The sequence below is a fragment of the Pseudomonas sp. H1h genome, from assembly GCF_000633255.1.
Classification (GTDB): domain Bacteria; phylum Pseudomonadota; class Gammaproteobacteria; order Pseudomonadales; family Pseudomonadaceae; genus Aquipseudomonas.
In genome coordinates this window covers 423,700-450,301 of the sequence record NZ_AYMJ01000018.1, presented here as the reverse complement: position 1 = coordinate 450,301, position 26,602 = coordinate 423,700, and the positions used below count along the sequence as shown (strand labels likewise).

Genomic DNA, 26,602 nt, shown 5'->3' with positions numbered 1-26,602 from the left:
AGGGGATTCATTCCCTCGCCACAAGGTGTTCGCTCAGTCTAAGCCAGTGCGTCACACATCCCCAGTGCCGAGCAATCCACTTCAAACGGCCCAAGAAAATCGACTTCGGCCTTGATCGGCGGGTTACCGGCCAGCAGCCCCTGCGAGTTGGCCCGTTCGATGTTGTGCGCGATGGTGTGATTGGCCTCTATGGCCCGTGCCAGCGCGCCGACCGAGCCCTGACCGAAGCCCAGTAATGCCGCACCATTGGTCATCAGTGCCAGGGCGGCGATGACCCAGAGTCTGTAGCCTTTCATGCTGCGCCCACTCCTGCGAGTTCCGCCCGATCGACCAGCACGCCTTGCGCGCGGTGTTCGAACTGGATGCCGGGGTGTGCGACCTCGATCGGTGCGTCGAAGCTGTGTTGAGTGTGCGAGGCGACGCTGACGAACAGCACCAGGACCAGGTAAAGACCGATGGCCAGGTAGGCGCCGAGCTTGGCTGAGGTGATGATTGAACTGGCCATGATGTTCTCCGTGGGCATGTTTCAGTGCCGTCAGGATCAATCAAAAAAGCCGTAGCAACCACTCAGGGTTTGCCATAGTAAATATCAGCTTCGTTGATCATTAAGCCGATCTATAGGGGTATTACAGAATATTTATGGGAACCGAAAATGCGATATGCAGGAGCGACATCACTTCTCTGGCCGCCGATCGTGACAACGATCATCGACACAAGTGACTTCGCTCCTGCATATCGGATGCAGCGCGGGACGTTCAGTGTTGGATTTTGTGATCCAGAGCAGCGTAGAAGTTGGCGCTCTGTTGCAGGTATTTCTGGGTGTAGCTCTGGGTGTGAGCTTTTTTGCTGTTGATTTCCACGTTGGCACTGGCTGGCAGCGCAACGGTAGCGGAGATGGCGGAAGCGGCGATGACAGAGAAGAGATTGAAGTTCATGGCGGTAACCCTCGTGTTCGGTTGGCTTGCTTGCCCGGTTGGGCCGTGAAGCAAACTTAACGCTCGAGGGCTGATCGCTTGAAATGCTTTGTAGCATTACCGGATATCAGCGCGATTAATACAAAGAGACAGGCCCCGTAAACCGGGGCCTGTGGCTTATTGTCGCACCAGGAACTTGAGGTCGCTCGGGGCGTCCATTGGCAGTTTCTGCACGGTTTTGCCGAGCAGACCGGTCTTGGCATCGCGTTCGACGACGACAATTTCGTTGCTCTTCTGGTTGGCGATCAGCAGGAATTTGCCACTCGGATCGAGGCTGAATTCGCGCGGGTGATCACCTTCCACCGAACGCTTTTGCAGTTCTTTGAGCTGAGCGGTCGCCGGGTCAATGCTGAATACCACCAGTTGATTGGCGGTGCCGCGATTGCTGACGTAGAGGAACTTGCCATCGGCCGAGGCGTGCAGCGCTGCACCGGCCTTGTCCGAAGTCGGCTGACCGGCGGCCAGATCGACCAGTTGAGTTTGCGTCAGCACGCCGTCGTTGTAGTCGAACACCGCGACCTGCGCGCTCATTTCCATGGTCAGCCAGGCGTGCTTGCCGTCCGCGCTGAACAGCAGATGACGCGGGCCGCTGCCGGCAGGCATGGACACCGAAGCGGTTTTCGCCGGAGTCAGCGGCAGGTCCGGGTTGGCTTTCGGGTCGAATTTGTAGATGAAGACCTTGTCCGCGCCCAGGTCGTTGGAGAACACGTAGCGGCCATCCGGCGAGGACACCGTCGAATGCACGTGGTTGGACGCCTGACGCTCCGGGTTGACCCGGCTCGCCGGGTGCGCGCTCATCTGCACCACCGGTTTGAGCTTGCCGTCAGCGCCGACCGGCAACACCGCGAGGGTGCCGCCCGGATCTTCCATCACCGAGTAGTTGCTGACGAACAGGTGGCTGGCATCGCCGCTCAGGCTCGAATGGGTCGGCTCATTGCCCAGGCTCTGCACCTGATTGATCAGGCTCAGGACGTGGGTCTTGGGGTCGATCGAATAGCTGCTGACGCGGCCAACCGGGTCTTTCTGGCCGGGGCCGTTTTCATTGACCACGAACAGCCGATGCTGGTCCTTGGACAGGGTCAGCCACGACGGATTTTCGCTCTTCACCACTTGCAGCGGCTTGGCGGCGATCTGGCCGGTGGCACTGTCGAAATTCATTCGATAGATGCCTTGGCTGGTGCCGGCGGTGTACGAGCCGACCAGCAATTGATAGTTCTCGGCGCTGGCACTGGACAGGCCCATCGCGCCGACGCTGCCGGCCATCAGCAGCGGCCAGAATTTACGCATGTTCATCGGTTTCGTCCTCGTCATCGCTGCCGCCGAAGGCCTCGCTGCAGACCAGGCGGTGCTCGCCGGTGGTTTTGGTATCGCTGGCATAACCAATGATCAACCAGCTCTGCAGGTCATTATCAAAAGTTGCTGCTGCAACCTGCGCCGGCGTGAACTCCCAATGCTTGGCCGCTCGGCCATCCATGCATTCGATGTGCAGGTTGTCATCTTCGTCGAGGGCGAATTCGAAGGCGTGCAAGCCATCGATTTCGACCATATCGCAGTGTTCAAGGACGTCGAGAAGGGTTTGGGCAGTCATGGCAAACAGTCTTTCTTAGGGGGAAAGGGCCAATGATAGCTCAATGTGATCCAGAGGCCTTGCTGGAACCCCTGTGGGAGCGAACCTGCTCGCGAATGCGGTGTGTCAGACCATGAAAGGCTGACTGGCAGAATGCATTCGCGTGCAGGCTCGCTCCCACATGGAATGCTGGCTATCAGTTACAACGCGTCGCGTGAGGGTTTGCCGTCGACCAGACGCTGGATGCGCAACGGGTTGGCGTTTTTCAGCGGTTCGGGGAGCAAGAAGTCCGGGTAGTTCTGGAAGCACACCGGGCGCAGGAAACGGTCGATCGCCAGGGTCCCGACCGATGTGCCGCGTGCATCCGACGTTGCCGGATACGGCCCGCCGTGGACCATCGAATCACACACTTCGACCCCGGTTGGATATCCATTGAGCAAGATCCGCCCGACTTTCTGCTCCAGCAATGGCGTCAGTTCCGGGAAGCGTTCGAAGTCCGCCTGTTCGCCGATGATCGTTGCGGTGAGTTGTCCATGCAGCCCTTGCAACGCCGCGCTGAGCTGGGCCTTGTCCGCCACTTCGACGATCACCGTGGTCGGGCCGAATACTTCTTCCTGCAGCACTTCATCGCCCCCGATCAACAGGCTGACATCCGCTTTGAACAATTGCGGCTGTGCTTGATTGCCCTGCTGCGGGTTGCCTGCCAGATGTTCAATCCCGGAATGCGCCAAGAGCGTGTGCAAGCCGTTGCCGTAGCTGCCGAGTGTGCCGGCGTTGAGCATGGTTTGCGACGGTTGATCGCCGATCAGCCCGGCGACTTGCTGCACGAAGGCGCTGAATTGCGCTGAGCGGATACCGATCACCAGACCGGGATTGGTGCAGAACTGACCGCAGCCTTGCACCACCGACGCGGTCAAATCGCGGGCGATCGATTCCGAACGCGCGGCCAGCGCCTGCGGCAGGACGATCACCGGGTTGATGCTCGACATCTCGGCGAACACCGGAATCGGTTGCGGTCGCGCCGCCGCCATATCGCACAACGCCCGACCGCCTTTGAGCGAACCGGTAAAGCCCACCGCCTGAATCGCCGGATGTTTGACCAGCCATTCGCCGACGCCCCCGCCGTAGATCATGTTGAACACCCCGGCCGGCATCGCGGTTTTTTCCGCCGCGCGAATCAGTGCATCAGCGACCCGTTCTGCTGTAGCCATGTGGCCGCTGTGGGCCTTGAACACCACCGGGCAGCCAGCCGCCAGCGCCGCCGCCGTATCGCCGCCAGCGGTGGAAAACGCCAGCGGAAAGTTGCTCGCACCGAACACCGCCACCGGGCCGAGGCCGATGCGGTACTGGCGCAGGTCCGGGCGCGGAAACGGCTGGCGATCCGGCAGCGGCAGGTCGATTCGTGCGCCGTAGAAATCACCGCGACGCAGGACTTTGGCGAACAGGCGCATCTGGCCGCTGGTACGACCGCGCTCACCCTGAATTCGCGCCGCGGGCAACGCAGTCTCACGGCAAACCACGGCAATGAAGTCGTCGCCCAGCGCATCCAGTTCATCGGCAATTGCGTCGAGAAACTGCGCGCGGCGTTCGGCGCTGAGGCTGCGATACGCCGGGTACGCGGTAGCAGCTGCCTTGGCGGCAGCGTCGACTTCTTCAGCTGTGGCCTGGATGAAATCGTAAGGCAGGTGTTCGCCAGTGGTCGCGTCGACGCTCTGCAGTTTGACGTCGCCCGCTGCACCGCGCTGACCGCCGATGTAGTTGTGGCCGAGAATCTGAGTCATGGGAGCTCCTTAAAGGGTGCCGATGCTGTCGGGCTGAAAAGCCGCTACTGCGGGGGCGATGCCGTTGACCAGAGGTGCGCCGAATTCGGCCTGGGTGATTTCAAACACATCGCCCGGTTGCGTGCGGATGCCATCGGCGAACGACAGGGTCGCGGTGCCGAAGAAGTGAATGTGCACGTCGCCCGGACGCAGGAACTGGCTGTACTTGAAGTGGTGATATTCGAGGTTGGCGAGGCTGTGGCACATGTTGGCTTCGCCGCTGAGGAATTCGTTCTGCCACAGCACTTCGCCGTTGCGCAGGATGCGGCTGCTGCCGGCCAAATGTTGCGGCAGATCACCGGTGCGCAGCTCCGGGCCGTAGCTGCAACTGCGCAGTTTCGAGTGGGCCAGATACAGGTAGTTCTTGCGCTCCATGACGTGGTCAGAGAACTCGTTGCCCACCGCGAAACCGAGGCGATACGGTTTGCCGTCACGGCCGATGACGTAGAGGCCGGCCATTTCCGGTTCCTCACCGGCGTCTTCGGCGAACGGTGGCAGCGCAAACGCCTCGCCCGGGCGTACGACGATGCTGCCGTCGCCCTTGTAGAACCATTCCGGCTGCACACCCGCCTGCCCGGCTGCCGGTTTGCCGCCCTCCACGCCCCATTTGAAGATGCGCATGGTGTCAGTCATTTGTGCTTCGTCAGCGGCGTGCTGGTGCATTTTGTCGCGAGCCGAGGCACTGCCCAAGTGCGTCAGGCCGGTGCCGCTGACCAGCAGGTGCGCCGGGTCCGGATGATCCAATGGCGGCAGGATGCGTCGCGTGCCCAGCAGTTCGGCGTAGTCATGGCTGATGCCGAGGCCGAGGGTTTGCACTTGCTGCTCCAGAGTGCCACCGGCTTCGATGGCGGCCAGGGCCAGGTCACGCACGCTGCGAGCGTCCTGCACTTCGCGCACCAGACCGTGGTCGACCACGCCGACGCGGCGCTCGCCGTTAATCAATTCGAATTGAACCAGATGCATGTTTTTCTCCTATTCCTTCAAAACACCGCCGTTCCCCTGTGGGAGCGAGCCTGCTCGCGAAAGCGGTGTGTCAGTCAGCGAAAAAATTGAATGTGCCGGCCTCTTCGCGAGCAGGCGCGCTCCCACATTGGATTAGCGTGCACTGGCGGCAAATTGGTCTACCGGCAGCACATGCTTGCGCTCAAGCACGCGGTAAACCACGCCGGTCAACACCAGCCCGAACACCATCACCCCGCTGAGGAAATACAAGCCCGAAGCCAGATTCCCGGTGTACTCCTTCAGCGCACCAATCACGAACGGCCCGATGTAGCCGCCGAGGTTGCCCACCGAGTTGATCAAGGCGATCCCCGCCGCCGCACTGGCACCGGCAAAGAACCGCCCGGGCAAGGTCCAGAACACCGCCGTGCAGGAAAACAGCGCGAACGCCACCAGGCACAGCGCCGCCAACTGCGCCACCGGCAACGACAGCCAGGCACTCATGAACAGGCCAATCGCGCCCAGCACATACAGCACCGCCAGGTGCCCATAACGATCATTCATGCGATCGGAACTGCGCGGCACGATCAGCAGGCCGACGATGCCGAAGACATACGGCACCGACGAGACGAAACCGGTGACCAGATCACTGCCGCCGAACTGTTTGATCAGCGTCGGCAGCCACAGGCCGAGGCCATAAATGCTCAGGGTCACCGGCAGATAAAACAGCGCCAGCAGCAACACACGTTTGTCCTTGAGTGCATGCAACGGGTTGCCGTGACGGGTCTGGCCGTATTCCTGCAAGTCTTTTTTCAGCTCGCCGGTCAGCCAGTCTTTCTCGCTCTGATCCATCCACTTTACTTGCTGCGGGCCGTCCGGCAGCCAGCGCAACACCGGCCAGGTCAACAGGATCGCCGGGGTGCCGATGACGATGAACAGCCACTGCCAGCCGTGCAGGCCAAGGATCCCGTCCATGCCCAGCAAGCCGCCGGACACGGGACCGGTGATCATCATCGCGATCGGTTGGGAGAGGATGAACAGGCCGAGGATCTTGCCGCGATGGCGCACCGGGAACCATTGAGTGATGTAGTACAGAACACCGGGAAAGAACCCCGCCTCCGCCGCGCCGAGCAGAAAGCGCATCACATAGAAACTGTGCGGGCCCTGGACGAACGCCATGCCGATGGTGATCGCGCCCCAGGTGATCATGATCCGAGCGAACCAGCGCCGCGCGCCGAAGCGTTCAAGCATCAGGTTGCTGGGGATTTCCAGCAGAAAATAGCCGATGAAAAACAGCCCGGCACCGAGGCCATAGGCCGCATCACCGATGCCGATGTCGGCGCCCATGTGCAGTTTGGCGAAGCCGACGGCGGAGCGATCCACATAGGCGATCAGGTACAGCAGGATCAGGAAAGGAATCAGTTTCAGCGTGATGCGGCGAATAAGCCGCAGTTCCTGGCTCATGGGATCGGTCTCCGATTGTTGTTTTTATAGAACCTCGGGGGACGCCTCTCGCGGAAACCGCCAGGGCCGATCCCTCCGTCGAAAACGACTATATAGTAATACTAATTACCCAACAACACTTCCAAATCGCCGATTTTGAGCTTATGTTTAGCCGTGACTCGCAAACAATAGTCTTACAATAAGAGAATCGATCATGTCTGAGAAGAAACCCACTCTGCGCTCGGCCCAATGGTTTGGCACTGCCGACAAAAACGGCTTTATGTACCGCAGCTGGATGAAGAATCAGGGCATCGCCGACCACCAGTTCCGCGGCAAGCCGATCATCGGCATCTGCAACACCTGGTCGGAACTGACCCCATGCAACGCGCATTTCCGCCAGATCGCGGAGCACGTCAAACGCGGGGTGATCGAGGCCGGTGGCTTCCCGGTGGAATTCCCGGTGTTCTCCAATGGCGAATCGAACCTGCGCCCCACCGCCATGCTCACCCGCAACCTGGCGAGCATGGACGTTGAAGAGGCGATTCGTGGCAACCCGATTGACGGCGTGGTCTTGCTCACCGGTTGCGACAAAACCACTCCGGCGCTGCTGATGGGCGCGGCCAGTTGCGATGTGCCAGCGATCGTCGTCACCGGCGGGCCGATGCTTAACGGCAAGCACAAGGGCAAGGACATCGGTTCCGGCACGGTGGTCTGGCAGCTCAGCGAGCAGGTCAAGGCTGGCACCATCACCCTCGACGACTTCCTCGCGGCCGAGGGCGGCATGTCGCGCTCGGCGGGCACCTGCAACACCATGGGCACCGCGTCGACCATGGCCTGCATGGCTGAAGCACTGGGCGCGTCCTTGCCGCACAACGCGGCGATTCCGGCGGTGGATGCGCGGCGTTATGTGCTGGCACACATGTCCGGCATGCGTGCGGTGGAGATGGTTCGCGAGGATTTGAAACTGTCGAAAATTTTGACCAAAGCAGCCTTCGAGAACGCTATCCGGGTGAACGCCGCCATCGGCGGTTCGACCAACGCGGTGATTCACTTGAAAGCCATCGCCGGTCGCATCGGCGTCGAACTGGATCTGGATGACTGGACGCGCATCGGGCGCGGCATGCCGACCATCGTCGACCTGCAACCGTCCGGGCGTTTTCTGATGGAAGAGTTCTATTACGCCGGTGGTTTGCCGGCGGTGCTGCGCCGTCTCGGCGAGGCCAATCTGCTTCCCAATCCGAATGCGCTGACGGTGAACGGCAAAACACTGGGCGAGAACACCAGGGACGCGCCGATCTATGGCGAAGATGAGGTGATCCGCACCCTCGATAACCCGATCCGCGCGGACGGCGGCATCTGCGTATTGCGCGGCAATCTGGCGCCGCTCGGTGCTGTGCTCAAGCCGTCCGCTGCGACCCCGGAACTGATGCAGCATCGTGGGCGTGCGGTGGTGTTCGAGAACTTCGACATGTACAAGGCGCGGATCAACGATCCGGAGCTGGAGGTGGATGCCAACTCGATTCTGGTGATGAAGAACTGCGGGCCGAAGGGGTATCCGGGCATGGCCGAGGTAGGCAACATGGGCTTGCCGGCCAAACTGCTGGCGCAGGGGGTGACCGACATGGTGCGCATTTCCGATGCGCGGATGAGCGGCACCGCGTACGGCACCGTCGTTTTGCACGTGGCGCCGGAAGCCGCTGCCGGCGGGCCTTTGGCGGCGGTGCAGGAAGGCGACTGGATCGAACTCGACTGCGCCAGTGGGCGGCTGCATCTGGATATTCCGGAGGCCGAACTGGCGGCGCGCATGGCGGATCTGCAGCCACCGCAACAGTTGCTGGTGGGTGGCTATCGTCAGCTGTACATCGACCATGTGCTGCAGGCGGATCAGGGCTGTGACTTTGACTTCCTGGTCGGTTGCCGAGGCGCTGAAGTCCCGCGCCATTCCCACTAATCGCCATTCCCCCTGTGGGAGCGGGCTTGCTCGCGAATGCGGTGTGCCAGTCGAAATATGCATGACTGACACACCGAATTCGCGAGTAAGCCCGCTCCCACATTTGGCGTGTGTATCTGCCTCAAGATTGTGCCGTGCCTGCTATGATGCGCGGCATCTCCATCGCTCAGGATCGCGCCGTTCCCCATGGATTACCGCAAACCTTCCGACCGCAAAAGCATGCACTCGCGCATCGTCCAGGAACTGGGCATGCAGATCGTCTCCGGACGCTTTCTGCCCGACGACAAGCTGCCCGCCGAAGCCTTGTTGTGCGAGGAGTACGCGGTCAGCCGGCCGGTGTTGCGCGAAGCCACGCGGGTGCTGGTGGCCAAGGGGTTGGTGTATTCCAGGCCACGGGTCGGCACGGTGGTCAAACCGCGCCGGGAATGGCACATGCTCGATCCGGACGTGCTGCACTGGCTGATGCAAAGCAGCCCGCAGAATGAATTCTTCAATGTGCTGACCAGCGTGCGCAGCATCATCGAACCGGCCGCTGCCGCCCTCGCCGCCCAGCATGCGACCGAGGCCGATATTGCGGCCATCGGCGAAGCCTATCAACGCATGGAAGCAGCTCCGACCCCGGAAGCCTTGCTGCAGCCGGATCTGGATTTCCACAGCCGCATCGCCGATGCGACCCACAACGATTTGCTGGCGAACCTGTGCAACATGCTCTCGGTGGCGATCGCCGAGGCGTTGAAGCATTCGAACCAGCGACCGAACCTGCATGAGCTGGCGCTGCCACGGCACAAGGCGATTCTCACCGCTATCGAGAATCGGGATGCGTTGGGCGCGCGGCATGCGACGTTGGTGCAGCTGGATGATGCGCGGAGTGCTTTGAGTGTTGTGCTTGGTACTGAACTCTCCTGACACACCGCAATTCCCCTTGTAGGAGTGAGCCTGCTCGCGATAGCGGTCTATCAGGTAGAGAATCACTGACTGACACACCGCTATCGCGAGCAGGCTCACTCCTACAATGGATTGTGTGAAGTTCGCGGGATAAAAAAAGCCGCAACCCGAGGGTTGCGGCTTTGTCGTTTCAGGCCTGCCGATCAGTGGGCAAACAGCGAATTGCCCTTCTGCCCCGCCAGTTTCTCCGGCTTGATCAAGAACTTGGCCAGCGCTGGCAACAGCCACAGCGCACCGAACATGTTCCACAGCAGCATGAAGGTCAGCATCAGGCCCATGTCGGCCTGGAACTTGATCGCCGAGAAGATCCACGTGCACACGCCGATGGCCAGGCACAGACCGGTGAACAGCACCGCTTTACCGGTGGACTTCAAGGTCTGGTAATAGGCCTCCTGCAACGGCAGCCCCGCGCGCAGGAAACTTTCCAGGCGGCTGTAGATGTAGATGCCGTAGTCCACGCCGATCCCCACGCCCAGCGCCACCACCGGCAGGGTCGCGACTTTGACGCCGATGCCCATGAACGCCATCAGCGCGTTGCCCAGCACCGAGGTCAGCACCAGTGGCAGGACGATGCACAGGGTCGCCGCCCACGAGCGGAAGGTGATCATGCACATCACCGCAACACAGATGTACACCAGGATCAGGATGGTCAGTTCGGCCTGCTTGATCACCTCGTTGGTGGCTGCCTCGATCCCGGCGTTACCGGCAGCGAGGATGAATTCCAGACCGTCCTTGTTGTTGGCCTTGGCGAATTCCTGCACCGCATGCACTGCCCGGTCGAGGGTTTCGGCCTTGTGGTCGTTGAGGAAGATCAGCACCGGCGCCAGCGAACAGCTGTTGTTGTACAGGCCGTCGGCGCGGGCGATCGAGTTGTTCAGCACATCCGGGTTGCGCGACAGGGTTTCCCATTTCAGGTTGCCCTCGTTCATGCCCTTGATCATCTGCTTGGACACGGTCACCAGCGAGATCGCCGACTGCACGCCCTCGGTGTTCTGCATCTTCCACATCAGCTCATCGATCGGCGCCATCGCTTCGTAGCGCGAGCAACCTTCGGTGGCGGTCTTGACCATCACTACCAGCACGTCGGAGCTGGTGGAATAGTTGTTGATGATGAAGTTGTTGTCCTTGTTGTAGCGCGAGTCCGGACGCAGCTCCGGCGCGCCCTGGTCGAGGTCGCCGATTTTCAGGTTCTGGCTGTACCAGAGGCCGCCGCCGAAAGCGATCAGCGCCAGAGCAATCGAGATTGGTGCGACTTTCGGGCTGGCGAAGTTCGACAGCATGCGCCAGAACGGGTGTTCGCGATTCGCGTCCTTCTTGCTCTTGGCAATCGCACGCTTGCTGATACCGACATAGGAAATCGCCACCGGCAGCAGGATCAGGTTGGTGAACACGATCACCGCCACGCCGATGGACGCGCCAATCGCCAGTTCGCGGATCACCCCGATGTCGATGATCAGCAGAGTGATGAAGCCCACGGCGTCGGCGAGAATCGCGATCATCCCCGGCAGGAACAATTGCCGGAACGTGCGCCGCGCGGCGGTGAGGGCGTTGTCCGCCTCACTCGATTGCAGGGCGATACCGTTGATCTTTTGCACACCGTGGGAAATGCCGATGGCGAAGATCAGGAACGGCACCAGCATCGAATACGGATCCAGCCCGAAGCCGAAGAAGTGCATCAGCCCGAGTTGCCAGACCACCGCTACCAGCGTGGTGCTCAACACCGCGATGGTGCTGCGCAGGCAGTTGGTGAACCACAGCAGCAGGATCAGGGTGATGACGAAAGCGATGCCGAAGAACATCACCACCATTACCAGACCATCGATCAGGTCACCGACCTTCTTGGCGAAGCCGACGATGTGGATCTTGACGTTAGGGTTCTGCGCTTCGAATTTGTTGCGGATCTTGTCTTCCAGTTCGTGGGAGAACTGACGATAGTCCAGCGCCAGCAGCTTGCCCTGGTCCTGGGGGTCCGGGTAGGACTCCAGCAGCGGGATGTCGACGATGCTCGACTTGAAATCGTTGGACACCAGCCGCCCGACCTGCCCGGATTTGAGGACGTTGTTGCGCAGCATGTCGAGGCTGTCCGGCGAGCCGTCGTAGCTCTGCGGGATCACTTCACCGCCGGCGAAGCCTTCCTCGGTCACTTCGGTCCAGCGCACGCTCGGACTCCACAGCGACTTCAGCCCGGAGCGGTCGACGCCGGAGATGTAGAACACCTCGTCGTTGATCTGACGCAGGGTCTCCATGTACTCCTTGGAGAAGATGTCGCCGTCTTTGGCTTCCACCGAAATGCGCACGGTGTTGCCCAGGTTCGCCAGATCGTTGCGGTGCTCCATCATCTTCTCGATGAACGGATGCTTGAGCGGGATCATTTTTTCGAAACTGGTGGACGGCCGGATCAGCGTGGCCTGCCAGAACAGGAAGACGCTGACCACCAGGCAGATCAGGATCACTGCCGGGCGATTGTTGAAAATCAGACGTTCAAGAAACGTCGCCTTGTCCTGATGATGAGTGCTCAAGGAAGTCATAGCCCCGCCTTCTTATTATTGATCTCGGCGCCGTTTGGCTGCGTGGTGTGAACGCCACCCTGCCCGGTCAGAATCAGATTGCCGTCGCCGGCGGCCGTCACCGAAGACAGCGAAATGCGGTCCGGGCGATTGAAGACGCTGAAGGTTTCGCCGTTGTCGCTGCTGCTGATCACCGAACCGCCGTTGCCAACGATCACGATCGAGCCGTCCGCGAGCAGTGTTGCCCCGGACAGGCCGAACTCCAGCGCGCCGCGCGCGGCCTTCAGTTCGACCTGCTGCCAAGTACTGCCAAAGTCGGTGGAGCGATAGAGGTTGCCGCGCAGGCCGTAGGCCAACAGGGTGTGTGCTTGCGCGGTGCCGATCACGCCGAACAGCGAGCCCTGATACGGGCCCTGGAGTTTTTCCCAGGTCTGGCCCCAGTCGGGAGAGCGGAACATGCTGCCCTGCTCGCCGACGATGAACAGGCCAGCGTCCTTGACCGCAGCGATGGCGTTGAGGTGGAACTGGTCCTGGTTGTCGAGGCGGTCGCTGACGTCCTGCCAGTTTTTGCCGCCATCGGTGGTTTCCAGCAAAGCCCCGTAGGCGCCCACGGCAACGCCATGATTGACGTCCTGGAACCAGACATCGAGCAGCGGTGCTTCGCGTTTGAGGTCTTCGAATTGTTTGCTCCAGGTCAGGCCGCCATCTTCGCTCGCAAGCACCTGCGCGTCGTGCCCCACTGCCCAGCCGTGCTTGTCATCGACAAAGTACACCGCCGTCAGCAGTTGCCGGGTTGGCACCTTGGCCTGGGTCCAGGTCTTTCCCTGGTCGTCGGAATAGAGAATGTGCCCACGATCACCGACCGCCACCAACCGGGTGCCGGCGTGGACGACATCGAGCATCAGGCTTTTTGCGGCTTTGGCCGATTCGGTGGAGTACACCCCGTCGGCTGGCGCTTCGGCGGCCAGTACGGGTGCCGACAAGGCAGCACAGCCCAGCAGAGTGAGTGCTGTGGCCAGCAACGCGGTGTTGCGTAACGCCGGCGGGCGGCAACGACTCATAGACCTTCCCCTATTTATTATTGTTAGGCCGTTCGGCCTTAGGGCGCCGCAAGGGTGCTCGTGGTGACTGATGGGTCACAAGCATAGCCGTGAAACCCGCAGTCCAGAGCGCCTTGGGAAGCTGACTCATCCTATCGGGCTTTGGAAACGTCTGACAATCGGCGCCACGTTATCTTTTGTTAACCGGAAGAAGCCTGTGTAGCCGCTGAATTCCAATGTGGGAGCGAGCCTGCTCGCGAAGGCGCTGTGTCAGCCACCCTATATGTCAACTGACCCACCGCTTTCGGGAGCAAGCCCCCTCCCACATTTGTTAACCGGAAGAAGCCTGTGTAGCCGCTGAATTCCATTGTGGGAGCGAGCCTGCTCGCGAAGGCGCTGTGTCAGCCACCCTATATGTCAACTGACCCACCGCTTTCGGGAGCAAGCCCCCTCCCACATTTGTTAACCGGATGAAGCCTGTGTAGCCGCTGAATTCCAATGTGGGAGCGAGCCTGCTCGCGAAGGCGCTGTGTCAGCCACCCTATATGTCAACTGACCCAACGCTTTCGGGAGCAAGCCACCTCCCACATTTGTTAACCGGAAGAAGCCTGTGTAGCCGCTGAATTCCAATGTGGGAGCGAGCCTGCTCGCGAAGGCGTCGTGTCAGCCAGCATAAATGTCGACTGATGCGCCGCTTTCGGGAGCAAGCCCCCTCCCACAGGGTGTAGTGGTGTCTGTGGGATTTGTGGTGGCGGATCAATACACCGCCATTCGCCGGGTCGATGGGCAAATCTTGCAAGGGGGACTTGCACGATCGGTATTATGGTATACCATCAGACGCAAAGACACTCTCAATTCCCCTACGGAGCAGCTCATGAGTTTCGAAATTCGCAAGATCGTCAGCTATGTCGAAGAAACCTTCATCGAAGGCGGCAAGGCCACTGACAAGCCAGTGACCATGGTCGGCCTGGCCGTGGTGATGAAGAACCCTTGGGTAGGCAACGGCTTTGTCGAGGACCTGAAACCGCAGATCCGCGCCAACTGCTCCGACCTCGGCGCGATGATGGTCGAGCGTCTGGTGGGCATCATCGGCGGCGCCGAGAAGATCGAGGCCTACGGCAAGGCAGCAGTGGTCGGTGCCGACGGCGAAATCGAACACGCCTCGGCGGTGATCCACACCCTGCGCTTTGGCAACCACTACCGCGAAGCGGTCAAGGCCAAGAGCTACCTGAGCTTCACCAACAAGCGCGGCGGCCCGGGCACCTCGATTCAGATCCCGATGATGCACAAGGACGACGAAGGTCAGCGTTCGCACTACATCACCCTGGAAATGCAGATCGAAGACGCGCCGCGTGCCGACGAAATCGTCGTGGTGCTCGGTTGCGCCGACGGTGGTCGCCTGCACCCGCGCATCGGTAACCGTTACATCGATCTGGAAGAACTGGCCGCCGAAAAAGCCCAGTAATCACAATAAAAAGGCATTGCAGGAGCGCTCCATGATTCGGCTCACCGCTGAACTCACCCCGGCTGGCACCAGTTACCTGGCGACCGGCCAAGGCCAGCCCGTGGTCTTGATCCACGGCGTGGGCCTGAATAAAGAAATGTGGGGCGGGCAGATTGTCGGCCTCGCCAGCCAATACCGGGTGATCGCCTACGACATGCTCGGCCATGGCGCCAGCCCGCGACCGGCCAACGGCACCGACCTGCTCGGTTACGCCGATCAGTTGCTGGAGCTGCTCGACCACCTGAAACTGCCGCAGGCAGCGGTGATCGGTTTCTCCATGGGCGGTCTGGTCGCACGAGCGTTTGCCCTGCATTACCCGGAGCGCCTGCAAAGCCTGGTGGTGTTGAACAGCGTGTTCAACCGCAGCGAAGAACAGCGCGCCGGGGTCATCGCTCGTACCGCGCAAGCGGCCGAACACGGCCCGGACGCCAACGCCGAAGCGGCTTTGTCACGCTGGTTCAGCCGCGAGTATCAGGCAGCCAATCCGGCGCAGATCGCCGCGATTCGCCAGACCCTGGCCGGCAATGATCCGCAAGGCTATCTGACGACCTATGAATTGTTCGCCACCCAGGACATGTACCGCGCAGACGACCTGAGCAGCATTCAGGCGCCGACGCTGATCGCCACTGGCGAGCTCGACCCCGGTTCCACTCCGCAAATGGCCGAGCAACTGGCTCGGCGCATCCCCGGTGCGAAGGTTGCGGTGCTGCCCGAGCAACGGCATATGATGCCGGTAGAGTCGCCGCGCCTGGTCAACCAGACGCTGCTGGAATTTCTCGAATTCGCACACTCCCGACAAAACTCTATAAAGGGGATCGTTGCATGACACTCGCACGCTTCCAGATGTGCATCGGCGGAGAATGGGTCGACGCCCTCTCCGGCAAGACCTTCGAAAGCCTCAACCCGGCTTGCGCACAAGCCTGGGCCGAACTGCCTGACGCCGATGAAGCTGACGTCGAACGTGCCGTGCAAGCGGCCCAAACCGCCTTCGACAGCCCGGTCTGGCGTGGCCTGACCGCCACCGCACGCGGCAAACTGCTGCGCCGTCTTGGTGACCTGATCGCCGAAAACAAGGAGCAATTGGCGCAGCTGGAAAGCCGCGACAACGGCAAGCTGATCCGCGAAACCCGTGGTCAGGTCGGTTATCTGCCGGAATTCTTCCACTACACCGCAGGCCTGGCCGACAAGCTTGAAGGCGGCACCCTGCCGCTGGACAAACCCGACCTGTTTGCCTACACCGTGCACGAAGCCATGGGTGTGGTCGCCGCTATCATTCCGTGGAACAGCCCGCTGTACCTGACCGCGATCAAACTCGCCCCGGCCCTCGCCGCCGGCAACACCATCGTGATCAAGCCGTCCGAGCACGCTTCGGCCACCATTCTGGAGCTGGCGCGCCTGGCCCTCGAAGCCGGGATTCCGCCGGGCGTGGTCAACGTCGTCACCGGTTACGGCCCGAGTACCGGCGCCGCCCTCACCCGCCATCCGCTGATCCGTAAAATCGCCTTCACCGGTGGCGCGGCCACGGCCCGGCATGTGGTGCGCAGCAGCGCCGAGAACTTCGCCAAGTTGTCGCTGGAACTGGGCGGCAAGTCGCCGAACATCATCTTTGCCGACGCCGATCTGGACAGCGCGATCAACGGTGCGATTGCCGGGATCTATGCAGCATCGGGTCAGAGCTGCGTGTCCGGCTCACGGCTGCTGGTGCAGGACGACATCTACGACGAGTTCGTCAATCGACTGGTCGTGCGCGCCCAACGCATTCGCATCGGCAACCCGCAGGAAGACAGCAGCGAGATGGGCCCGATGGCCACCGCGCAGCAACTGGCGGTGGTCGAAGGACTGGTGGCCGATGCCATCGCCGAAGGAGCGCGGTTGCGCACCGGCGGCAAGCGTCCGAGCGATCTTGGTGAAGGCTGGTTCTACGAGCCGACACTGTTCGAATGCGACCGCAATTCGATGAAGATCATGCAGGAAGAAGTCTTTGGCCCGGTGGCCTCGGTGATTCGCTTTAAAGATGAAGCCGAAGCGCTGGCCATCGCCAACGACTCGCAGTTCGGCCTCGCCGCCGGCATCTGGACCCGCGACCTGGGCCGTGCCCATCGCCTGGCGCGCGACGTACGCTCGGGGATCATCTGGGTCAACACCTACCGCGCCGTATCGGCCATGGCGCCGATCGGCGGCTTCAAGAACAGTGGCTATGGACGCGAAAGCGGCATCGACTCGGTGCTGGCCTACACCGAACTGAAAACGGTGTGGATCAACCTTTCCCAGGCGCCAATGCCTGATCCGTTTGTGATGCGCTAGGAGTCCTGCGACATGATCGAACCCGGCATTTACAAAGATGTGATGAGCTCGTTTCCGTCCGGGGTCACGGTGGTCACCACCCTCGACCCGGCAGGCGCCATTGTCGGCATCACGGCCAGTGCCTTCAGTGCGCTGTCGATTGATCCGGCACTGGTGCTGTTCTGCCCCAACTACGCCTCCGACACCTACCCGGTACTGCGCGACAGCAAGAAGTTCGCGATCCATTTGCTGTCCGCCGACCAGACCGCCGAGGCCTATGCCTTCGCTGGTAAAGGCAAGGACAAGGCCAGGAATATCGAGTGGCATTTGAGCGAACTCGGTAACCCGATCCTCGCCAAGGCCACGGCGATCATCGAATGTGAGTTGTGGCGCGAATATGACGGCGGCGATCACGCGATCATTGTTGGCGCAGTGAAGAACCTGATTCTGCCGGCGCAACCGGTGACGCCGATGATTTATCACAAGGGCAAGCTCGGGCCGTTGCCGACCCTGGCCTGAAAGATTCACACAAATCCCAGTGTGGGAGCGGGCTTGCTCGCGAAGGCGTCGTGTCAGTCGACCTATATGCTGAATGAGCTACCGCATTCGCGAGCAAGCCCGCTCCCACAAGGGAATTGTGGTGACTGGAGGATTTATGAGTAACGAGAAGTACGAAAAGGGCCTGAAGATCCGCACTCAGGTGCTGGGCGAAGCCTATGTGCAGCGCTCGATCGAGAACGCCGACGACTTCACCCGTCCGTTGCAGGAAATGGTCACCGAATACTGCTGGGGCCATGTCTGGGGGCGTGAGGGTCTGTCGCTCAAGGAGCGCAGCATGATCAACCTGGCGATGATCTCGGCGCTCAACCGTCCGCATGAACTCAAGCTGCATGTGCGCGGCGCCTTGCGTAACGGCCTGAGTCGTGAGCAAATACGCGAAATTCTGCTTCAGGTCGGTATTTATTGCGGCGTCCCGGCAGCCGTGGACAGTTTCCGGCTCGCCCGTGAAGCCTTCGCCGAAGCCGACGCCGAGGCCTCCAGTTAACCCCTCGGCTGTTTGAATGCCCGTCTGGCATGGACAGCCAACTTAAAGAGCGGACCCCATGAAACGCCTGCCACTCGACGACAGCTTCAAGGTCAATCGCAACCCCGTTACCCTGCGCGAAATCGTGCTGGATAAACTGCGAAGCGCCATCATGAACTTCCAGCTTCTGCCAGGCGATCGTCTGGTCGAACGCGATCTGTGCGATCGTCTGGGCGTGAGCCGCACTTCCGTTCGCGAAGCCTTGCGTCACCTGGAATCCGAAGGCCTGGTGGAGTTCGCCGACGCCAAGGGCCCGCGCGTGGCGATCATCACCCTCGCCGACGCGGTCGACATCTATGAGCTGCGCTGCGTACTCGAAGGCCTGATCGTCCAGTTGTTCACCCTGCGCGCCAAGGCCAAAGACATCAAGGCCCTGGAAAAAGCCCTCGACGAGAACCGCAAGGCGCTCAAGGACGGCGAGCTGCAACAGGTGATCGATTCGGTTCAGGGTTTCTACGACGTACTGCTCGAAGGCTCCGGCAACCATGTCGCGGCGACTCAACTACGTCAGTTGCAGGCGCGCATCAGCTACCTGCGGGCGACGTCGGTGTCCCAGGAAAACCGTCGCGGCGCGAGCAACCAGGAAATGGAAAAAATGGTCGAGGCGATCAAGAGCGGCGATCCGCTGGCGGCGCATCAGGCCTGTGTCGATCACGTGCGCGCTGCCGCGGCCGTGGCCCTCGATTACCTCAAGCGCAAACAGGAAGAGACCGGAGCAACGCCACCGATCACCCTGCCCATCGCGCTGAAAGAACCACGCATAGGTCACTGACATGTTCAGCCCGAGCTTTTGCCCGAAATGCGGTGGCGCTGACCTCGGTCAGCAGGTGCCGCCGGGCGATACGCACGAGCGCCTGATGTGCCGCGGCTGCGGCTACATCCACTATGTGAACCCGAAGATCATCGCCGGCTGCATCATCGAGCAGGACGGCAAATACCTCTTGTGCCAACGGGCGATTCCCCCACGCCCAGGCACCTGGACCTTGCCGGCCGGCTTCATGGAAAGCGGCGAAACCACCGAACAGGCCGCCTTGCGCGAAGTCTGGGAAGAAAGCGGCGTACGCGCGGAAATCGTCTCGCCGTACTCGATCTTCAGCGTGCCGAAGATCAGCGAGGTCTACATCATCTTCCGCGCCCTCGCGCTGGAGATCACCGGTCAGTTCGGCCCCGAGACCCTGGACTACAAGTTCTTCGCCCCCGAGGACATTCCGTGGGAGCAGATCTACTACCCGGCGATCCGGCAAATCCTCGAACGCTACATCGAGGAACGCCAGGCCGGGGTCTATGGCATGTACATGGGCAATGACGACAGCGGCAAGATTCATTTCATGCGTTGATTAAATATCACTTGCCAGAGATGCAGAGCTGGGCCCGGGTCCTCGACAGCTGTTCACTCAATCCGGCATCGCACGAATGATATCCGCCAAATCATCTTTGGTGATTTCATTGGCTTTGAGAGCAGCGGAGATGTCTTTCTTGGAGAGCGGGAAACGCTTGAAAATGTCCTTCAAGGTATCGGCATCAATATTGGCGAGCCAAAGAGGATCAATAAAAGAACCGCCATATTCAGGCTTCATTGGGACTTCTTCGTGGGCAATGGCACCTTTGTGATTCAGATACACAACATAACGATCGTGCCCTTCAGGAAAGCTTTTATCGTGATATAGCGTTGTACCCATCGGCAGGACATAGTAATTGTCATCGCCACCTTGCCCTTCGATCAGCAGTGGTTCTTTGGTTTTAATCATCTTCATAGTGTGTCCCTTTGCAGTATCGCCAAAAATCAGAAAAGCCATAAAGACTGCATTTACAAACAAAGCCGCCGTCAGCCAAAAGCCAATTCGCCTATTTGTAAACATTCTTTTTATCATAGTGCGCCTCAGTATTCCCTTCGAGCATGGCTTGTAAATCCGCAGGCATGAAAATCCCGTCCTGAGGTTTGGTCTGCGTGCGCGCAGCTTGCCTTTCCAGGAATGACAATCCACGCATTTCGCTATATTTGGACGGATTCTGCACGATTGGCTTACCCGAAATTTTGGCTGCTGCAATCGTTACAGTCGTGCAGTTATTGGTGGTTGGATGATAATTGGACGGCAATACATAGCGCGCAGACGTTGCTGTCTTTCTTCTCAGTTCCTTTTTCTGGGCGACAATACCGTCGAAGTGAGCGATAACGGCCTCAGCTGTTGCACTATCCAAAAAATAAACAAAGCCAGTTGTTGTGCGCCCCAAGCTGTTCTCACCCGAGATGTACGCTTTGAAGGATGTCCAAACGTTCAGCACTCCCTCCCCTTCGCTATCAAACGTCCCCCAGGTTTTTCCATAGCGCCCAAAGTCATAGGTGATGTCTTTAGAACCAACCACTACGTGTAAAGCAGCATGTCCGAAAGGATGCTCTTCCTCGTCACGGGTGTAAGGGCCACCCACAAGTATCTCCATATATGCACCCGACACGACTACCTGGTTGGTTTTTGTAGTTTTCCCCGATGCGCCTGTACTTTTTGCTGCCTGTGTCGTGCTGGTAGTTTTAGTAGGCTGAACCATTAAAGATGTTCCGTATCTTCAAGTTTCGGGAATTTAATACTGCAACTTCCCCTAAGGATGTTTGCAACATGCACGAAGCCGTTTTCGTCAAGGACACCTGTCATCAACGTTCCATCGGGGAGCATCAGTTCGTACGCCTCGTTGGCGACAGGCTCATCTCTATCGTTCAGCAACTGAAACTCGACAAACGTCTTTTCTTTCAGGAACTGCGAGAAAAAGCTAGTGGGCGCCCCTCCACCGGATTCACCCACGAAGGTATCGGGAGACCCGGCAGTGATCGTCGCTCCTCAGGCTGTCTGCGAGCCTACGTGTGCTACATCTTTTCCCAGACCGAACACGTGAGGAGCACCCGTCGTTATGGGATTACTGCCGTGAACCGGGCAGGAATAGGTGTCTCCTACCAAAGCAACAGGCATTGAGTTAACGAAAATAGGACTCGATCCAGTGGTGATATTTCCGCCGTGACTTCCTGGGTCTCCAAGTCGTGCGACTGGCTTTCCTGCCATCGTTTCTCTCCTTTGAACGTCACAATGGCTGGATAGTAACCGATCCTTGATCACTCCTGAACGAGCAAAATACGAAACGGAACCGGCTTACGGGACTGGTTGCGTTTTCCGGCGTGGCGCTGGTTGACGGCCCTAGCCCCACTCCCTATCCTCGCGCCTGTCACGACTCATTCGTGATCGGGTTTGACGGCCCGTAATCTTCTCACGACGTGCATAGCCTTCTCTGCTCGAGCACTCCTGTGTCCGATGCATTCTTTATGGCGACTGTGCGCGGGGCATCTTCGGGTGCGCCGGTGTCCGTGAGAGCCGGTCCGTCAACCCACGCACAGTTGCCACCCAATTTCGTTTGACGGCGTTTTTGTGGCAGCTCTACTGGATCTTACGGAGCTACACCCATAACGGAATCGACCATAGAACTCATCCCCTACACTCGCCGCGATCGACTCAGACAATTCCTGGTCGACAATATGTCGATAGCGCTGAGAAGAACCTTCACAGGCAATCTTCAGGCAGGTGCTGGCGTATGAATACCCTCATTTCAATGACCCACAACGAAGACAGCATTCCAGTGCTCCTGGTCTCAACACAGGCGCCGCTGGACGTTTTGCACAGCAGCGCGGCGAGCAGGTTTTTGGCAGCTACACAGATGATGGAAAGCCTCGCCAGCCTGGATATTTCAGCTGCCAAGGGTGTCGATGTGCAGCAACTCGCCCACGCAGCAGCGATTTTGCTTCGTGACGGTTGTGATGTAGTGGATGTATTAGGGCGGCAGATTCAAGCACAAGGCTGAGCAAAGAATCACAGCCCTTAACCGCTGATAGCTGCGATCTTCTGATTACGAAAAAGAGCATCAAAAGATCGCAGCCACCATCGATTCGCCAGTTCCTCTGGAGTCGTAAACAAGCGCTTACGGCGCCATCCCTTCAACGATGACAATCTCCGCCCGCGCCCATTCCTCGCGGTAGCTCTTCGCTTCTTGATACGCCGCAGAGTGGTAGCACGCCACTGCCTGCTCGTAGCTGTCGAATTCAATCACCACGCTGCGCTGTGGCGTCTGCCGCCCTTCCATCGCTTCGCTGCGCCCGCCTCTGGCTAAAAACTTCGCGCCGAACTCGGCGAACGCTTTCGGCGCGCGCTGGGTGTATTGGCTGTAGTGATCGGGATCGGTGATGTCCACGTGGGCAATCCAGTACGCCTTCATAGTGACCTCTTGGTTGAATTTGTATTATGGTATACCACAAATTTCATCCACATCGAGAGTCCAGCATGGCCTTCAACAGCATCGAAGAAATCATCGAAGATTATCGCCTCGGCAAAATGGTGCTGCTGGTCGATGACGAAGACCGGGAAAACGAAGGCGACCTGTTACTGGCCGCCGACCGTTGCACGCCCGAGGCGATCAGTTTCATGGCCCGTGAGGCCCGGGGGCTGATTTGCCTGACGTTGACTGACGATCATTGCCAGCGACTGGGGCTGGAGCAAATGGTGCCGAGCAATGGCAGCGTGTTCAGCACCGCATTCACGGTTTCCATCGAAGCGGCGGTCGGCGTGACCACCGGCATTTCCGCCGCCGATCGTGCCTGCACCGTTGCTGCAGCTGTGGCGCCCAATGCTCGCGCAGAAGACCTGGTGCAGCCCGGCCATATCTTTCCGTTGCGCGCCAAGGAAGGTGGCGTGTTGACCCGCGCCGGCCATACCGAGGCCGGTTGCGACCTGGCGCGCCTGGCCGGGTTCACGCCGGCCTCGGTGATCGTCGAAGTGATGAACGATGACGGCACCATGGCCCGTCGCCCGGACCTGGAAGTCTTTGCGCGCAAGCACGGGATCAAGATCGGCACCATCGCCGACCTGATCCACTATCGCCTGAGCACCGAACACACCATCGAGCGCATCGGCGAGCGGGAGCTGCCGACGGTGCATGGCACCTTCCGCCTGATCACCTTCGAAGATCGCATTGAGGGTGGCGTGCACATGGCGATGGTCATGGGCGATCTGCGCCGTGAAGAGCCGACGCTGGTGCGCGTGCATGTGATCGATCCGCTGCGCGATCTGGTCGGTGCCGAGTACAGCGGGCCGACGAACTGGACGTTGTGGGCCGCATTGCAACGGGTCGCGGCCGAAGGGCATGGCGTGGTCGTGGTGCTGGCCAATCATGAGTCATCGCAGGCGTTGCTCGAACGCGTGCCGCAACTGACCCAGCCGCCAAGGCAGTTCAGCCGTTCGCAATCGCGGATCTATTCCGAGGTCGGGACCGGGGCGCAGATTCTGCAGAACCTTGGGGTAGGCAAGCTGCGGCACCTCGGCCCGCCGCTCAAGTATGCAGGGTTGACCGGGTATGACCTGGAAGTGGTCGAGAGCATCCCGTTCACTGAATAACCGAAGCCAAACACAATTCCAACTGTGGGAGGGGGCTTGCTCCCGAAGGCTCCGTATCAGTCGACATCAATGTTGAATGATCGAGCGCATTCGGGAGCAAGCCCCCTCCCACAAGTGTTTTGCATTTCAGATCGGCATCTCACACCCCCAAAAAAAGCACATTCGCCAGATAGCCGGTAAGGCAAAGTGCTTGCACAAAGCTTGGAATACCATAATATGATATTCCATAGACCGGGCGACCTGAAAAACCGTCCAGCTACTGCTCCCGACAGGCGGGCAACAACGCAAGCCCGCTCAAAAACACAACAATGAGGGCGTAAAAATGGTGTTGAACAAAGCTGCAACCGCAATCCTTTTTGCGGGACTGCTGAGCGTGACCGGCCAGGCCGCGATGGCCGCCGAGAGTGTGAACTTTGTCAGCTGGGGCGGTAGCACCCAGGATGCGCAGAAACAGGCCTGGGCCGATCCATTCAGCAAGGCCAGCGGCATCACCGTGGTGCAGGACGGCCCGACCGACTACGGCAAACTCAAGGCCATGGTCGAAAGCGGCAACGTGCAGTGGGACGTGGTTGATGTCGAAGCCGACTTCGCCCTGCGCGCCGCGGCCGAAGGCCTGCTCGAACCCCTCGATTTCAAAGTCATCCAGCGCGACAAGATCGACCCGCGTTTCGTCAGCGACTACGGCGTCGGCTCATTCTTCTTCTCCTTCGTTCTCGGCTATAACGAAGGCAAACTCGGTGCAGCCAAGCCGCAAGACTGGACGGCGCTGTTCGACACCAAGACCTACCCCGGCAAACGCGCCCTGTATAAATGGCCAAGCCCCGGCGTGCTCGAACTGGCGCTGCTGGCTGACGGTGTGCCGGCCGAAAAGCTCTACCCGTTGGACCTCGATCGCGCCTTCAAGAAACTCGACACCATCAAGAAAGATATCGTCTGGTGGGGCGGCGGCGCGCAGTCGCAGCAACTGCTGGCCTCCGGTGAAGCGAGCATGGGCCAGTTCTGGAACGGCCGGATTCACGCCCTGCAGGAAGACGGCGCACCGGTGGGCGTGAGCTGGAAACAGAACCTGGTCATGGCCGACATTCTGGTGATTCCAAAAGGCTCGAAAAACAAGGACGCGGCGATGAAGTTCCTAGCCAATGCCAGCAGCGCCAAAGGCCAGGCCGACTTCTCCAACCTGACCGCCTACGCCCCGGTCAACGTCGACAGTGTGGCGCGCCTGGACTCGGTGCTGGCCCCGAACCTGCCGACTGCCTACGCTAAGGATCAGATCACTCTTGATTTCGCGTACTGGGCCAAGAACGGTCAAGCCATCGCGACACGGTGGAACGAATGGCTGGTCAAATAAAAATGGCGGCCACTGCGTCCCGTCCCTCCTCTGTCGCCGGGAGCGCTACCAGCGCTGCCGGTTCAGCCCACGCAAAACAGGCGGTTGCGATGCAGCAAGCCCCGTCCCTCAGACAACGCTGGCGCGGCGCCGGCAACCTCGCACCGGCGCTGCTGTTCCTCGGCCTGTTCTTTCTCGCGCCGTTGATTGGCTTGCTATTGCGTGGTGTGCTGGAACCGATCCCGGGCCTTGGCAACTATGAACAATTGTTCGCCAACTCAGCGTATGCCCGCGTCCTGCTCAACACCTTTTCGGTGGCCGGGCTGGTGACGCTGTTCAGTCTGCTGCTGGGCTTTCCGCTGGCCTGGGCAATCACGCTGGTGCCACGCGGCTGGGGACGCTGGATCCTCAACATCGTGTTGCTGTCGATGTGGACCAGCCTGCTCGCCCGCACCTATTCGTGGCTGGTATTGCTGCAAGCGTCCGGTGTGATCAACAAGGCGCTGATGGCCTTGGGCATTATCGATCAGCCGCTGGAAATGGTGCACAACCTGACCGGCGTGGTGATCGGCATGAGCTACATCATGATCCCGTTCATCGTGCTGCCGTTACAGGCGACGATGCAGGCCATCGACCCGATGATCCTGCAGGCTGGCTCGATCTGTGGCGCAAGTCCGTGGACCAACTTCTTCCGGGTGTTCCTGCCGCTGTGCCGGCCGGGTCTGGCGTCCGGCGGGTTGATGGTGTTCGTGATGTCGCTCGGTTACTACGTCACCCCGGCGCTGCTGGGCGGAGCGCAGAACATGATGCTGCCGGAGTTCATCATTCAGCAGGTGCAATCGTTCCTCAACTGGGGCCTGGCCAGTGCCGGCGCCGCGTTGCTGATCGCGATCACGCTGGTGCTGTTCTACTTCTACCTGAAGCTTCAGCCGGAATCCCCGGTTGGCGCCAGCAACGCGAGGTAAGCCGAGATGCTCCTGACTCCCAATGCCATGAGCCGGCGGATGCGCTTCGGCCTCTACGCCACCACCGGGCTGATCGGTCTGTTCCTGCTGTTGCCGATCGTGTTCATCGTCCTGCTGTCGTTCGGCTCATCCCAGTGGCTGGTGTTCCCGCCGCCGGGCTGGACGCTGAAATGGTACGGCCAGTTCTTCTCCAATGCCGACTGGATGAACGCTGCAGCGGCCAGCCTCAAGGTCGCCGTACTGACCACGATCTGCGCCGTGGCCCTCGGTTTGCCGACCGCATTCGCCCTGGTACGTGGCCGTTTTCCCGGCCGGGAAATGCTCTACGGCCTGTTCACCCTGCCGATGATCGTGCCGCTGGTGATCATCGCCGTGGCGGTGTACGCGCTGTTCCTCAAGCTCGGTTATACCGGGACGATGTTCGCCTTCGTCGTCAGCCATGTGATCGTCGCGCTGCCGTTCACCATCATCTCGATCATCAACTCGCTGAAACTGTTCGATCAGTCGATTGAGGATGCGGCGGTGATCTGCGGCGCCTCGCGCCTGCAAGCGGTGTTCAAGGTGACCTTCCCGGCGATTCGCCCGGGCATGGTCGCCGGCGCCCTCTTCGCCTTTCTGGTTTCGTGGGACGAAGTGGTGCTCAGCGTGATGATGGCCAGCCCGACCCTGCAAACCCTTCCCGTCAAAATGTGGACCACCCTGCGCCAAGACCTGACACCGGTGATCGCCGTCGCTTCGACGCTGCTGATCGGCTTGTCGGTTTTGGTCATGGTGATCGCCGCCGCATTGCGCCGGCGCAACGAAATCAGCGCTTGAGCGCCAGGAGT

General features: G+C 60.1%; 29 protein-coding genes. 14 read left to right on the top strand and 15 right to left on the bottom strand.

Features of this window, described 5'->3' with window-relative positions; genetic code table 11:
- Positions 1–38: 38 nt before the first annotated feature.
- The 8 genes from U862_RS0117810 to U862_RS0117775 all read right to left on the bottom strand — a co-directional run bounded on the left by U862_RS0117810 (position 39) and on the right by U862_RS0117775 (position 6,764).
- Positions 39–296, bottom strand: a complete 258-nt coding sequence (locus U862_RS0117810) for a hypothetical protein (RefSeq protein ID WP_025111652.1) — start codon at positions 294–296, stop codon at positions 39–41.
- Complete coding sequence (locus tag U862_RS0117805) at positions 293–505, bottom strand: hypothetical protein (protein WP_025111651.1); 213 nt, start codon at positions 503–505, stop codon at positions 293–295. The genes U862_RS0117810 and U862_RS0117805 overlap by 4 nt, the downstream gene beginning before the upstream one ends.
- A gap of 250 nt (positions 506–755) precedes the next feature.
- Positions 756–935, bottom strand: a complete 180-nt coding sequence (locus U862_RS0117800) for a hypothetical protein (RefSeq protein ID WP_025111650.1) — start codon at positions 933–935, stop codon at positions 756–758.
- 156 nt (positions 936–1,091) lie between these two features.
- A complete protein-coding gene (locus U862_RS0117795; protein WP_025111649.1) occupies positions 1,092–2,267 on the bottom strand; it encodes a lactonase family protein in 1,176 nt (391 codons plus the stop codon).
- The gene (locus U862_RS0117790; RefSeq protein WP_025111648.1) at positions 2,254–2,562 is read right to left on the bottom strand and encodes a DUF5629 family protein; all 309 of its coding nucleotides are present in this window, start codon (positions 2,560–2,562) and stop codon (positions 2,254–2,256) included. The genes U862_RS0117795 and U862_RS0117790 overlap by 14 nt, the downstream gene beginning before the upstream one ends.
- A gap of 179 nt (positions 2,563–2,741) precedes the next feature.
- Positions 2,742–4,322, bottom strand: a complete 1,581-nt coding sequence (locus tag U862_RS0117785; RefSeq protein ID WP_025111647.1) for an aldehyde dehydrogenase (NADP(+)) — start codon at positions 4,320–4,322, stop codon at positions 2,742–2,744.
- 9 nt (positions 4,323–4,331) lie between these two features.
- Positions 4,332–5,324, bottom strand: coding sequence for an AraD1 family protein (gene araD1, locus U862_RS0117780; protein ID WP_025111646.1), 993 nt, complete (start codon positions 5,322–5,324; stop codon positions 4,332–4,334).
- Positions 5,325–5,456: 132 nt separating this feature from the next.
- Complete coding sequence (locus U862_RS0117775; protein WP_025111645.1) at positions 5,457–6,764, bottom strand: MFS transporter; 1,308 nt, start codon at positions 6,762–6,764, stop codon at positions 5,457–5,459.
- Between the two features lie 193 nt (positions 6,765–6,957).
- On the opposite strand from U862_RS0117775, the gene U862_RS0117770 reads away from it, so the two are divergent.
- Together U862_RS0117770 and U862_RS0117765 are read left to right on the top strand one after the other, a co-directional pair.
- Positions 6,958–8,694 (top strand): IlvD/Edd family dehydratase, encoded by a 1,737-nt coding sequence (locus U862_RS0117770; RefSeq protein WP_025111644.1) that lies wholly within the window; start codon positions 6,958–6,960, stop codon positions 8,692–8,694.
- A 186-nt stretch (positions 8,695–8,880) separates the two neighbouring features.
- The gene (locus U862_RS0117765; protein ID WP_025111643.1) at positions 8,881–9,600 is read left to right on the top strand and encodes a FadR/GntR family transcriptional regulator; all 720 of its coding nucleotides are present in this window, start codon (positions 8,881–8,883) and stop codon (positions 9,598–9,600) included.
- Between the two features lie 182 nt (positions 9,601–9,782).
- Here the strand turns inward: U862_RS0117765 and U862_RS0117760 are convergent, their stop codons facing one another.
- Complete coding sequence (locus U862_RS0117760) at positions 9,783–12,167, bottom strand: RND family transporter (RefSeq protein WP_029977709.1); 2,385 nt, start codon at positions 12,165–12,167, stop codon at positions 9,783–9,785.
- A complete protein-coding gene (locus U862_RS0117755) occupies positions 12,164–13,207 on the bottom strand; it encodes a YCF48-related protein (RefSeq protein ID WP_025111641.1) in 1,044 nt (347 codons plus the stop codon). Before U862_RS0117755 ends, U862_RS0117760 begins: the two co-directional genes overlap by 4 nt.
- Positions 13,208–14,060: 853 nt before the next feature.
- On the opposite strand from U862_RS0117755, the gene U862_RS0117750 reads away from it, so the two are divergent.
- The 7 genes from U862_RS0117750 to U862_RS0117720 all read left to right on the top strand — a co-directional run bounded on the left by U862_RS0117750 (position 14,061) and on the right by U862_RS0117720 (position 19,394).
- On the top strand, positions 14,061–14,651 hold the full coding sequence (locus U862_RS0117750) for an amino acid synthesis family protein (RefSeq protein WP_025111640.1): 591 nt from the start codon (positions 14,061–14,063) through the stop codon (positions 14,649–14,651).
- A gap of 31 nt (positions 14,652–14,682) precedes the next feature.
- A complete protein-coding gene (locus U862_RS0117745; RefSeq protein ID WP_025111639.1) occupies positions 14,683–15,516 on the top strand; it encodes an alpha/beta fold hydrolase in 834 nt (277 codons plus the stop codon).
- Entirely contained in the window at positions 15,513–16,994 is a 1,482-nt protein-coding gene (locus U862_RS0117740) for an aldehyde dehydrogenase (RefSeq protein WP_025111638.1), read from the top strand. Before U862_RS0117745 ends, U862_RS0117740 begins: the two co-directional genes overlap by 4 nt.
- 12 nt (positions 16,995–17,006) lie before the next feature.
- The gene (locus U862_RS0117735; protein ID WP_025111637.1) at positions 17,007–17,492 is read left to right on the top strand and encodes a flavin reductase family protein; all 486 of its coding nucleotides are present in this window, start codon (positions 17,007–17,009) and stop codon (positions 17,490–17,492) included.
- Between the two features lie 136 nt (positions 17,493–17,628).
- Complete coding sequence (locus U862_RS0117730; RefSeq protein ID WP_007968634.1) at positions 17,629–18,018, top strand: carboxymuconolactone decarboxylase family protein; 390 nt, start codon at positions 17,629–17,631, stop codon at positions 18,016–18,018.
- 58 nt (positions 18,019–18,076) lie between these two features.
- Positions 18,077–18,829 carry a GntR family transcriptional regulator gene (locus tag U862_RS0117725; protein ID WP_011334614.1) on the top strand — a complete coding sequence of 251 codons (753 nt, stop codon included), beginning with the start codon at positions 18,077–18,079 and terminating at the stop codon, positions 18,827–18,829.
- 1 nt (position 18,830) lies between these two features.
- On the top strand, positions 18,831–19,394 hold the full coding sequence (locus U862_RS0117720; RefSeq protein WP_025111636.1) for an NUDIX hydrolase: 564 nt from the start codon (positions 18,831–18,833) through the stop codon (positions 19,392–19,394).
- 57 nt (positions 19,395–19,451) lie between these two features.
- Here U862_RS0117720 and U862_RS0117715 read toward each other — a convergent pair whose 3' ends face one another.
- The 4 genes from U862_RS0117715 to U862_RS29695 are packed head-to-tail and all read right to left on the bottom strand — an operon-like array spanning position 19,452 to position 21,107.
- Entirely contained in the window at positions 19,452–19,853 is a 402-nt protein-coding gene (locus U862_RS0117715; protein WP_256214704.1) for a hypothetical protein, read from the bottom strand.
- Between the two features lie 49 nt (positions 19,854–19,902).
- Complete coding sequence (locus tag U862_RS0117710; RefSeq protein WP_025111634.1) at positions 19,903–20,601, bottom strand: hypothetical protein; 699 nt, start codon at positions 20,599–20,601, stop codon at positions 19,903–19,905.
- Positions 20,601–20,852, bottom strand: a complete 252-nt coding sequence (locus U862_RS0117705; protein ID WP_025111633.1) for a hypothetical protein — start codon at positions 20,850–20,852, stop codon at positions 20,601–20,603. The genes U862_RS0117710 and U862_RS0117705 overlap by 1 nt, the downstream gene beginning before the upstream one ends.
- A gap of 36 nt (positions 20,853–20,888) precedes the next feature.
- Entirely contained in the window at positions 20,889–21,107 is a 219-nt protein-coding gene (locus U862_RS29695; RefSeq protein WP_081794897.1) for a PAAR domain-containing protein, read from the bottom strand.
- Positions 21,108–21,630: 523 nt separating this feature from the next.
- Between U862_RS29695 and U862_RS0117700 the strand changes: the two genes are divergently transcribed.
- On the top strand, positions 21,631–21,897 hold the full coding sequence (locus U862_RS0117700; RefSeq protein WP_025111632.1) for a hypothetical protein: 267 nt from the start codon (positions 21,631–21,633) through the stop codon (positions 21,895–21,897).
- 117 nt (positions 21,898–22,014) lie between these two features.
- Here the strand turns inward: U862_RS0117700 and U862_RS0117695 are convergent, their stop codons facing one another.
- The gene (locus U862_RS0117695) at positions 22,015–22,308 is read right to left on the bottom strand and encodes a DUF1330 domain-containing protein (RefSeq protein WP_025111631.1); all 294 of its coding nucleotides are present in this window, start codon (positions 22,306–22,308) and stop codon (positions 22,015–22,017) included.
- Between the two features lie 65 nt (positions 22,309–22,373).
- On the opposite strand from U862_RS0117695, the gene ribBA reads away from it, so the two are divergent.
- The 4 genes from ribBA (at position 22,374) to U862_RS0117675 (ending at position 26,591) form a co-directional block, all read left to right on the top strand.
- Positions 22,374–23,483 (top strand): bifunctional 3,4-dihydroxy-2-butanone-4-phosphate synthase/GTP cyclohydrolase II, encoded by a 1,110-nt coding sequence (ribBA, locus tag U862_RS0117690; protein WP_025111630.1) that lies wholly within the window; start codon positions 22,374–22,376, stop codon positions 23,481–23,483.
- Positions 23,484–23,805: 322 nt separating this feature from the next.
- Positions 23,806–24,831 (top strand): ABC transporter substrate-binding protein, encoded by a 1,026-nt coding sequence (locus tag U862_RS0117685; RefSeq protein WP_025111629.1) that lies wholly within the window; start codon positions 23,806–23,808, stop codon positions 24,829–24,831.
- Entirely contained in the window at positions 24,816–25,775 is a 960-nt protein-coding gene (locus U862_RS0117680; protein ID WP_115675179.1) for an ABC transporter permease, read from the top strand. Before U862_RS0117685 ends, U862_RS0117680 begins: the two co-directional genes overlap by 16 nt.
- A gap of 6 nt (positions 25,776–25,781) precedes the next feature.
- Positions 25,782–26,591, top strand: a complete 810-nt coding sequence (locus U862_RS0117675; RefSeq protein WP_025111627.1) for an ABC transporter permease — start codon at positions 25,782–25,784, stop codon at positions 26,589–26,591.
- The last annotated feature ends 11 nt before the right edge of the window (positions 26,592–26,602 follow it).

What these genes read in the sequence shown, in the direction of transcription:
- U862_RS0117810 (WP_025111652.1), bottom strand. Translation starts at nt 296, where the DNA reads ATGAAAGGCTACAGACTCTGGGTCATCGCCGCCCTGGCACTGATGACC.
- U862_RS0117805 (WP_025111651.1), bottom strand. Translation starts at nt 505, where the DNA reads ATGGCCAGTTCAATCATCACCTCAGCCAAGCTCGGCGCCTACCTGGCC.
- U862_RS0117800 (WP_025111650.1), bottom strand. Translation starts at nt 935, where the DNA reads ATGAACTTCAATCTCTTCTCTGTCATCGCCGCTTCCGCCATCTCCGCT.
- U862_RS0117795 (WP_025111649.1), bottom strand. Translation starts at nt 2,267, where the DNA reads ATGAACATGCGTAAATTCTGGCCGCTGCTGATGGCCGGCAGCGTCGGC.
- U862_RS0117790 (WP_025111648.1), bottom strand. Translation starts at nt 2,562, where the DNA reads ATGACTGCCCAAACCCTTCTCGACGTCCTTGAACACTGCGATATGGTC.
- U862_RS0117785 (WP_025111647.1), bottom strand. Translation starts at nt 4,322, where the DNA reads ATGACTCAGATTCTCGGCCACAACTACATCGGCGGTCAGCGCGGTGCA.
- araD1 (WP_025111646.1), bottom strand. Translation starts at nt 5,324, where the DNA reads ATGCATCTGGTTCAATTCGAATTGATTAACGGCGAGCGCCGCGTCGGC.
- U862_RS0117775 (WP_025111645.1), bottom strand. Translation starts at nt 6,764, where the DNA reads ATGAGCCAGGAACTGCGGCTTATTCGCCGCATCACGCTGAAACTGATT.
- U862_RS0117770 (WP_025111644.1), top strand. Translation starts at nt 6,958, where the DNA reads ATGTCTGAGAAGAAACCCACTCTGCGCTCGGCCCAATGGTTTGGCACT.
- U862_RS0117765 (WP_025111643.1), top strand. Translation starts at nt 8,881, where the DNA reads ATGGATTACCGCAAACCTTCCGACCGCAAAAGCATGCACTCGCGCATC.
- U862_RS0117760 (WP_029977709.1), bottom strand. Translation starts at nt 12,167, where the DNA reads ATGACTTCCTTGAGCACTCATCATCAGGACAAGGCGACGTTTCTTGAA.
- U862_RS0117755 (WP_025111641.1), bottom strand. Translation starts at nt 13,207, where the DNA reads ATGAGTCGTTGCCGCCCGCCGGCGTTACGCAACACCGCGTTGCTGGCC.
- U862_RS0117750 (WP_025111640.1), top strand. Translation starts at nt 14,061, where the DNA reads ATGAGTTTCGAAATTCGCAAGATCGTCAGCTATGTCGAAGAAACCTTC.
- U862_RS0117745 (WP_025111639.1), top strand. Translation starts at nt 14,683, where the DNA reads ATGATTCGGCTCACCGCTGAACTCACCCCGGCTGGCACCAGTTACCTG.
- U862_RS0117740 (WP_025111638.1), top strand. Translation starts at nt 15,513, where the DNA reads ATGACACTCGCACGCTTCCAGATGTGCATCGGCGGAGAATGGGTCGAC.
- U862_RS0117735 (WP_025111637.1), top strand. Translation starts at nt 17,007, where the DNA reads ATGATCGAACCCGGCATTTACAAAGATGTGATGAGCTCGTTTCCGTCC.
- U862_RS0117730 (WP_007968634.1), top strand. Translation starts at nt 17,629, where the DNA reads ATGAGTAACGAGAAGTACGAAAAGGGCCTGAAGATCCGCACTCAGGTG.
- U862_RS0117725 (WP_011334614.1), top strand. Translation starts at nt 18,077, where the DNA reads ATGAAACGCCTGCCACTCGACGACAGCTTCAAGGTCAATCGCAACCCC.
- U862_RS0117720 (WP_025111636.1), top strand. Translation starts at nt 18,831, where the DNA reads ATGTTCAGCCCGAGCTTTTGCCCGAAATGCGGTGGCGCTGACCTCGGT.
- U862_RS0117715 (WP_256214704.1), bottom strand. Translation starts at nt 19,853, where the DNA reads ATGGCTTTTCTGATTTTTGGCGATACTGCAAAGGGACACACTATGAAG.
- U862_RS0117710 (WP_025111634.1), bottom strand. Translation starts at nt 20,601, where the DNA reads ATGGTTCAGCCTACTAAAACTACCAGCACGACACAGGCAGCAAAAAGT.
- U862_RS29695 (WP_081794897.1), bottom strand. Translation starts at nt 21,107, where the DNA reads ATGGCAGGAAAGCCAGTCGCACGACTTGGAGACCCAGGAAGTCACGGC.
- U862_RS0117700 (WP_025111632.1), top strand. Translation starts at nt 21,631, where the DNA reads ATGAATACCCTCATTTCAATGACCCACAACGAAGACAGCATTCCAGTG.
- U862_RS0117695 (WP_025111631.1), bottom strand. Translation starts at nt 22,308, where the DNA reads ATGAAGGCGTACTGGATTGCCCACGTGGACATCACCGATCCCGATCAC.
- ribBA (WP_025111630.1), top strand. Translation starts at nt 22,374, where the DNA reads ATGGCCTTCAACAGCATCGAAGAAATCATCGAAGATTATCGCCTCGGC.
- U862_RS0117685 (WP_025111629.1), top strand. Translation starts at nt 23,806, where the DNA reads ATGGTGTTGAACAAAGCTGCAACCGCAATCCTTTTTGCGGGACTGCTG.
- U862_RS0117680 (WP_115675179.1), top strand. Translation starts at nt 24,816, where the DNA reads ATGGCTGGTCAAATAAAAATGGCGGCCACTGCGTCCCGTCCCTCCTCT.
- U862_RS0117675 (WP_025111627.1), top strand. Translation starts at nt 25,782, where the DNA reads ATGCTCCTGACTCCCAATGCCATGAGCCGGCGGATGCGCTTCGGCCTC.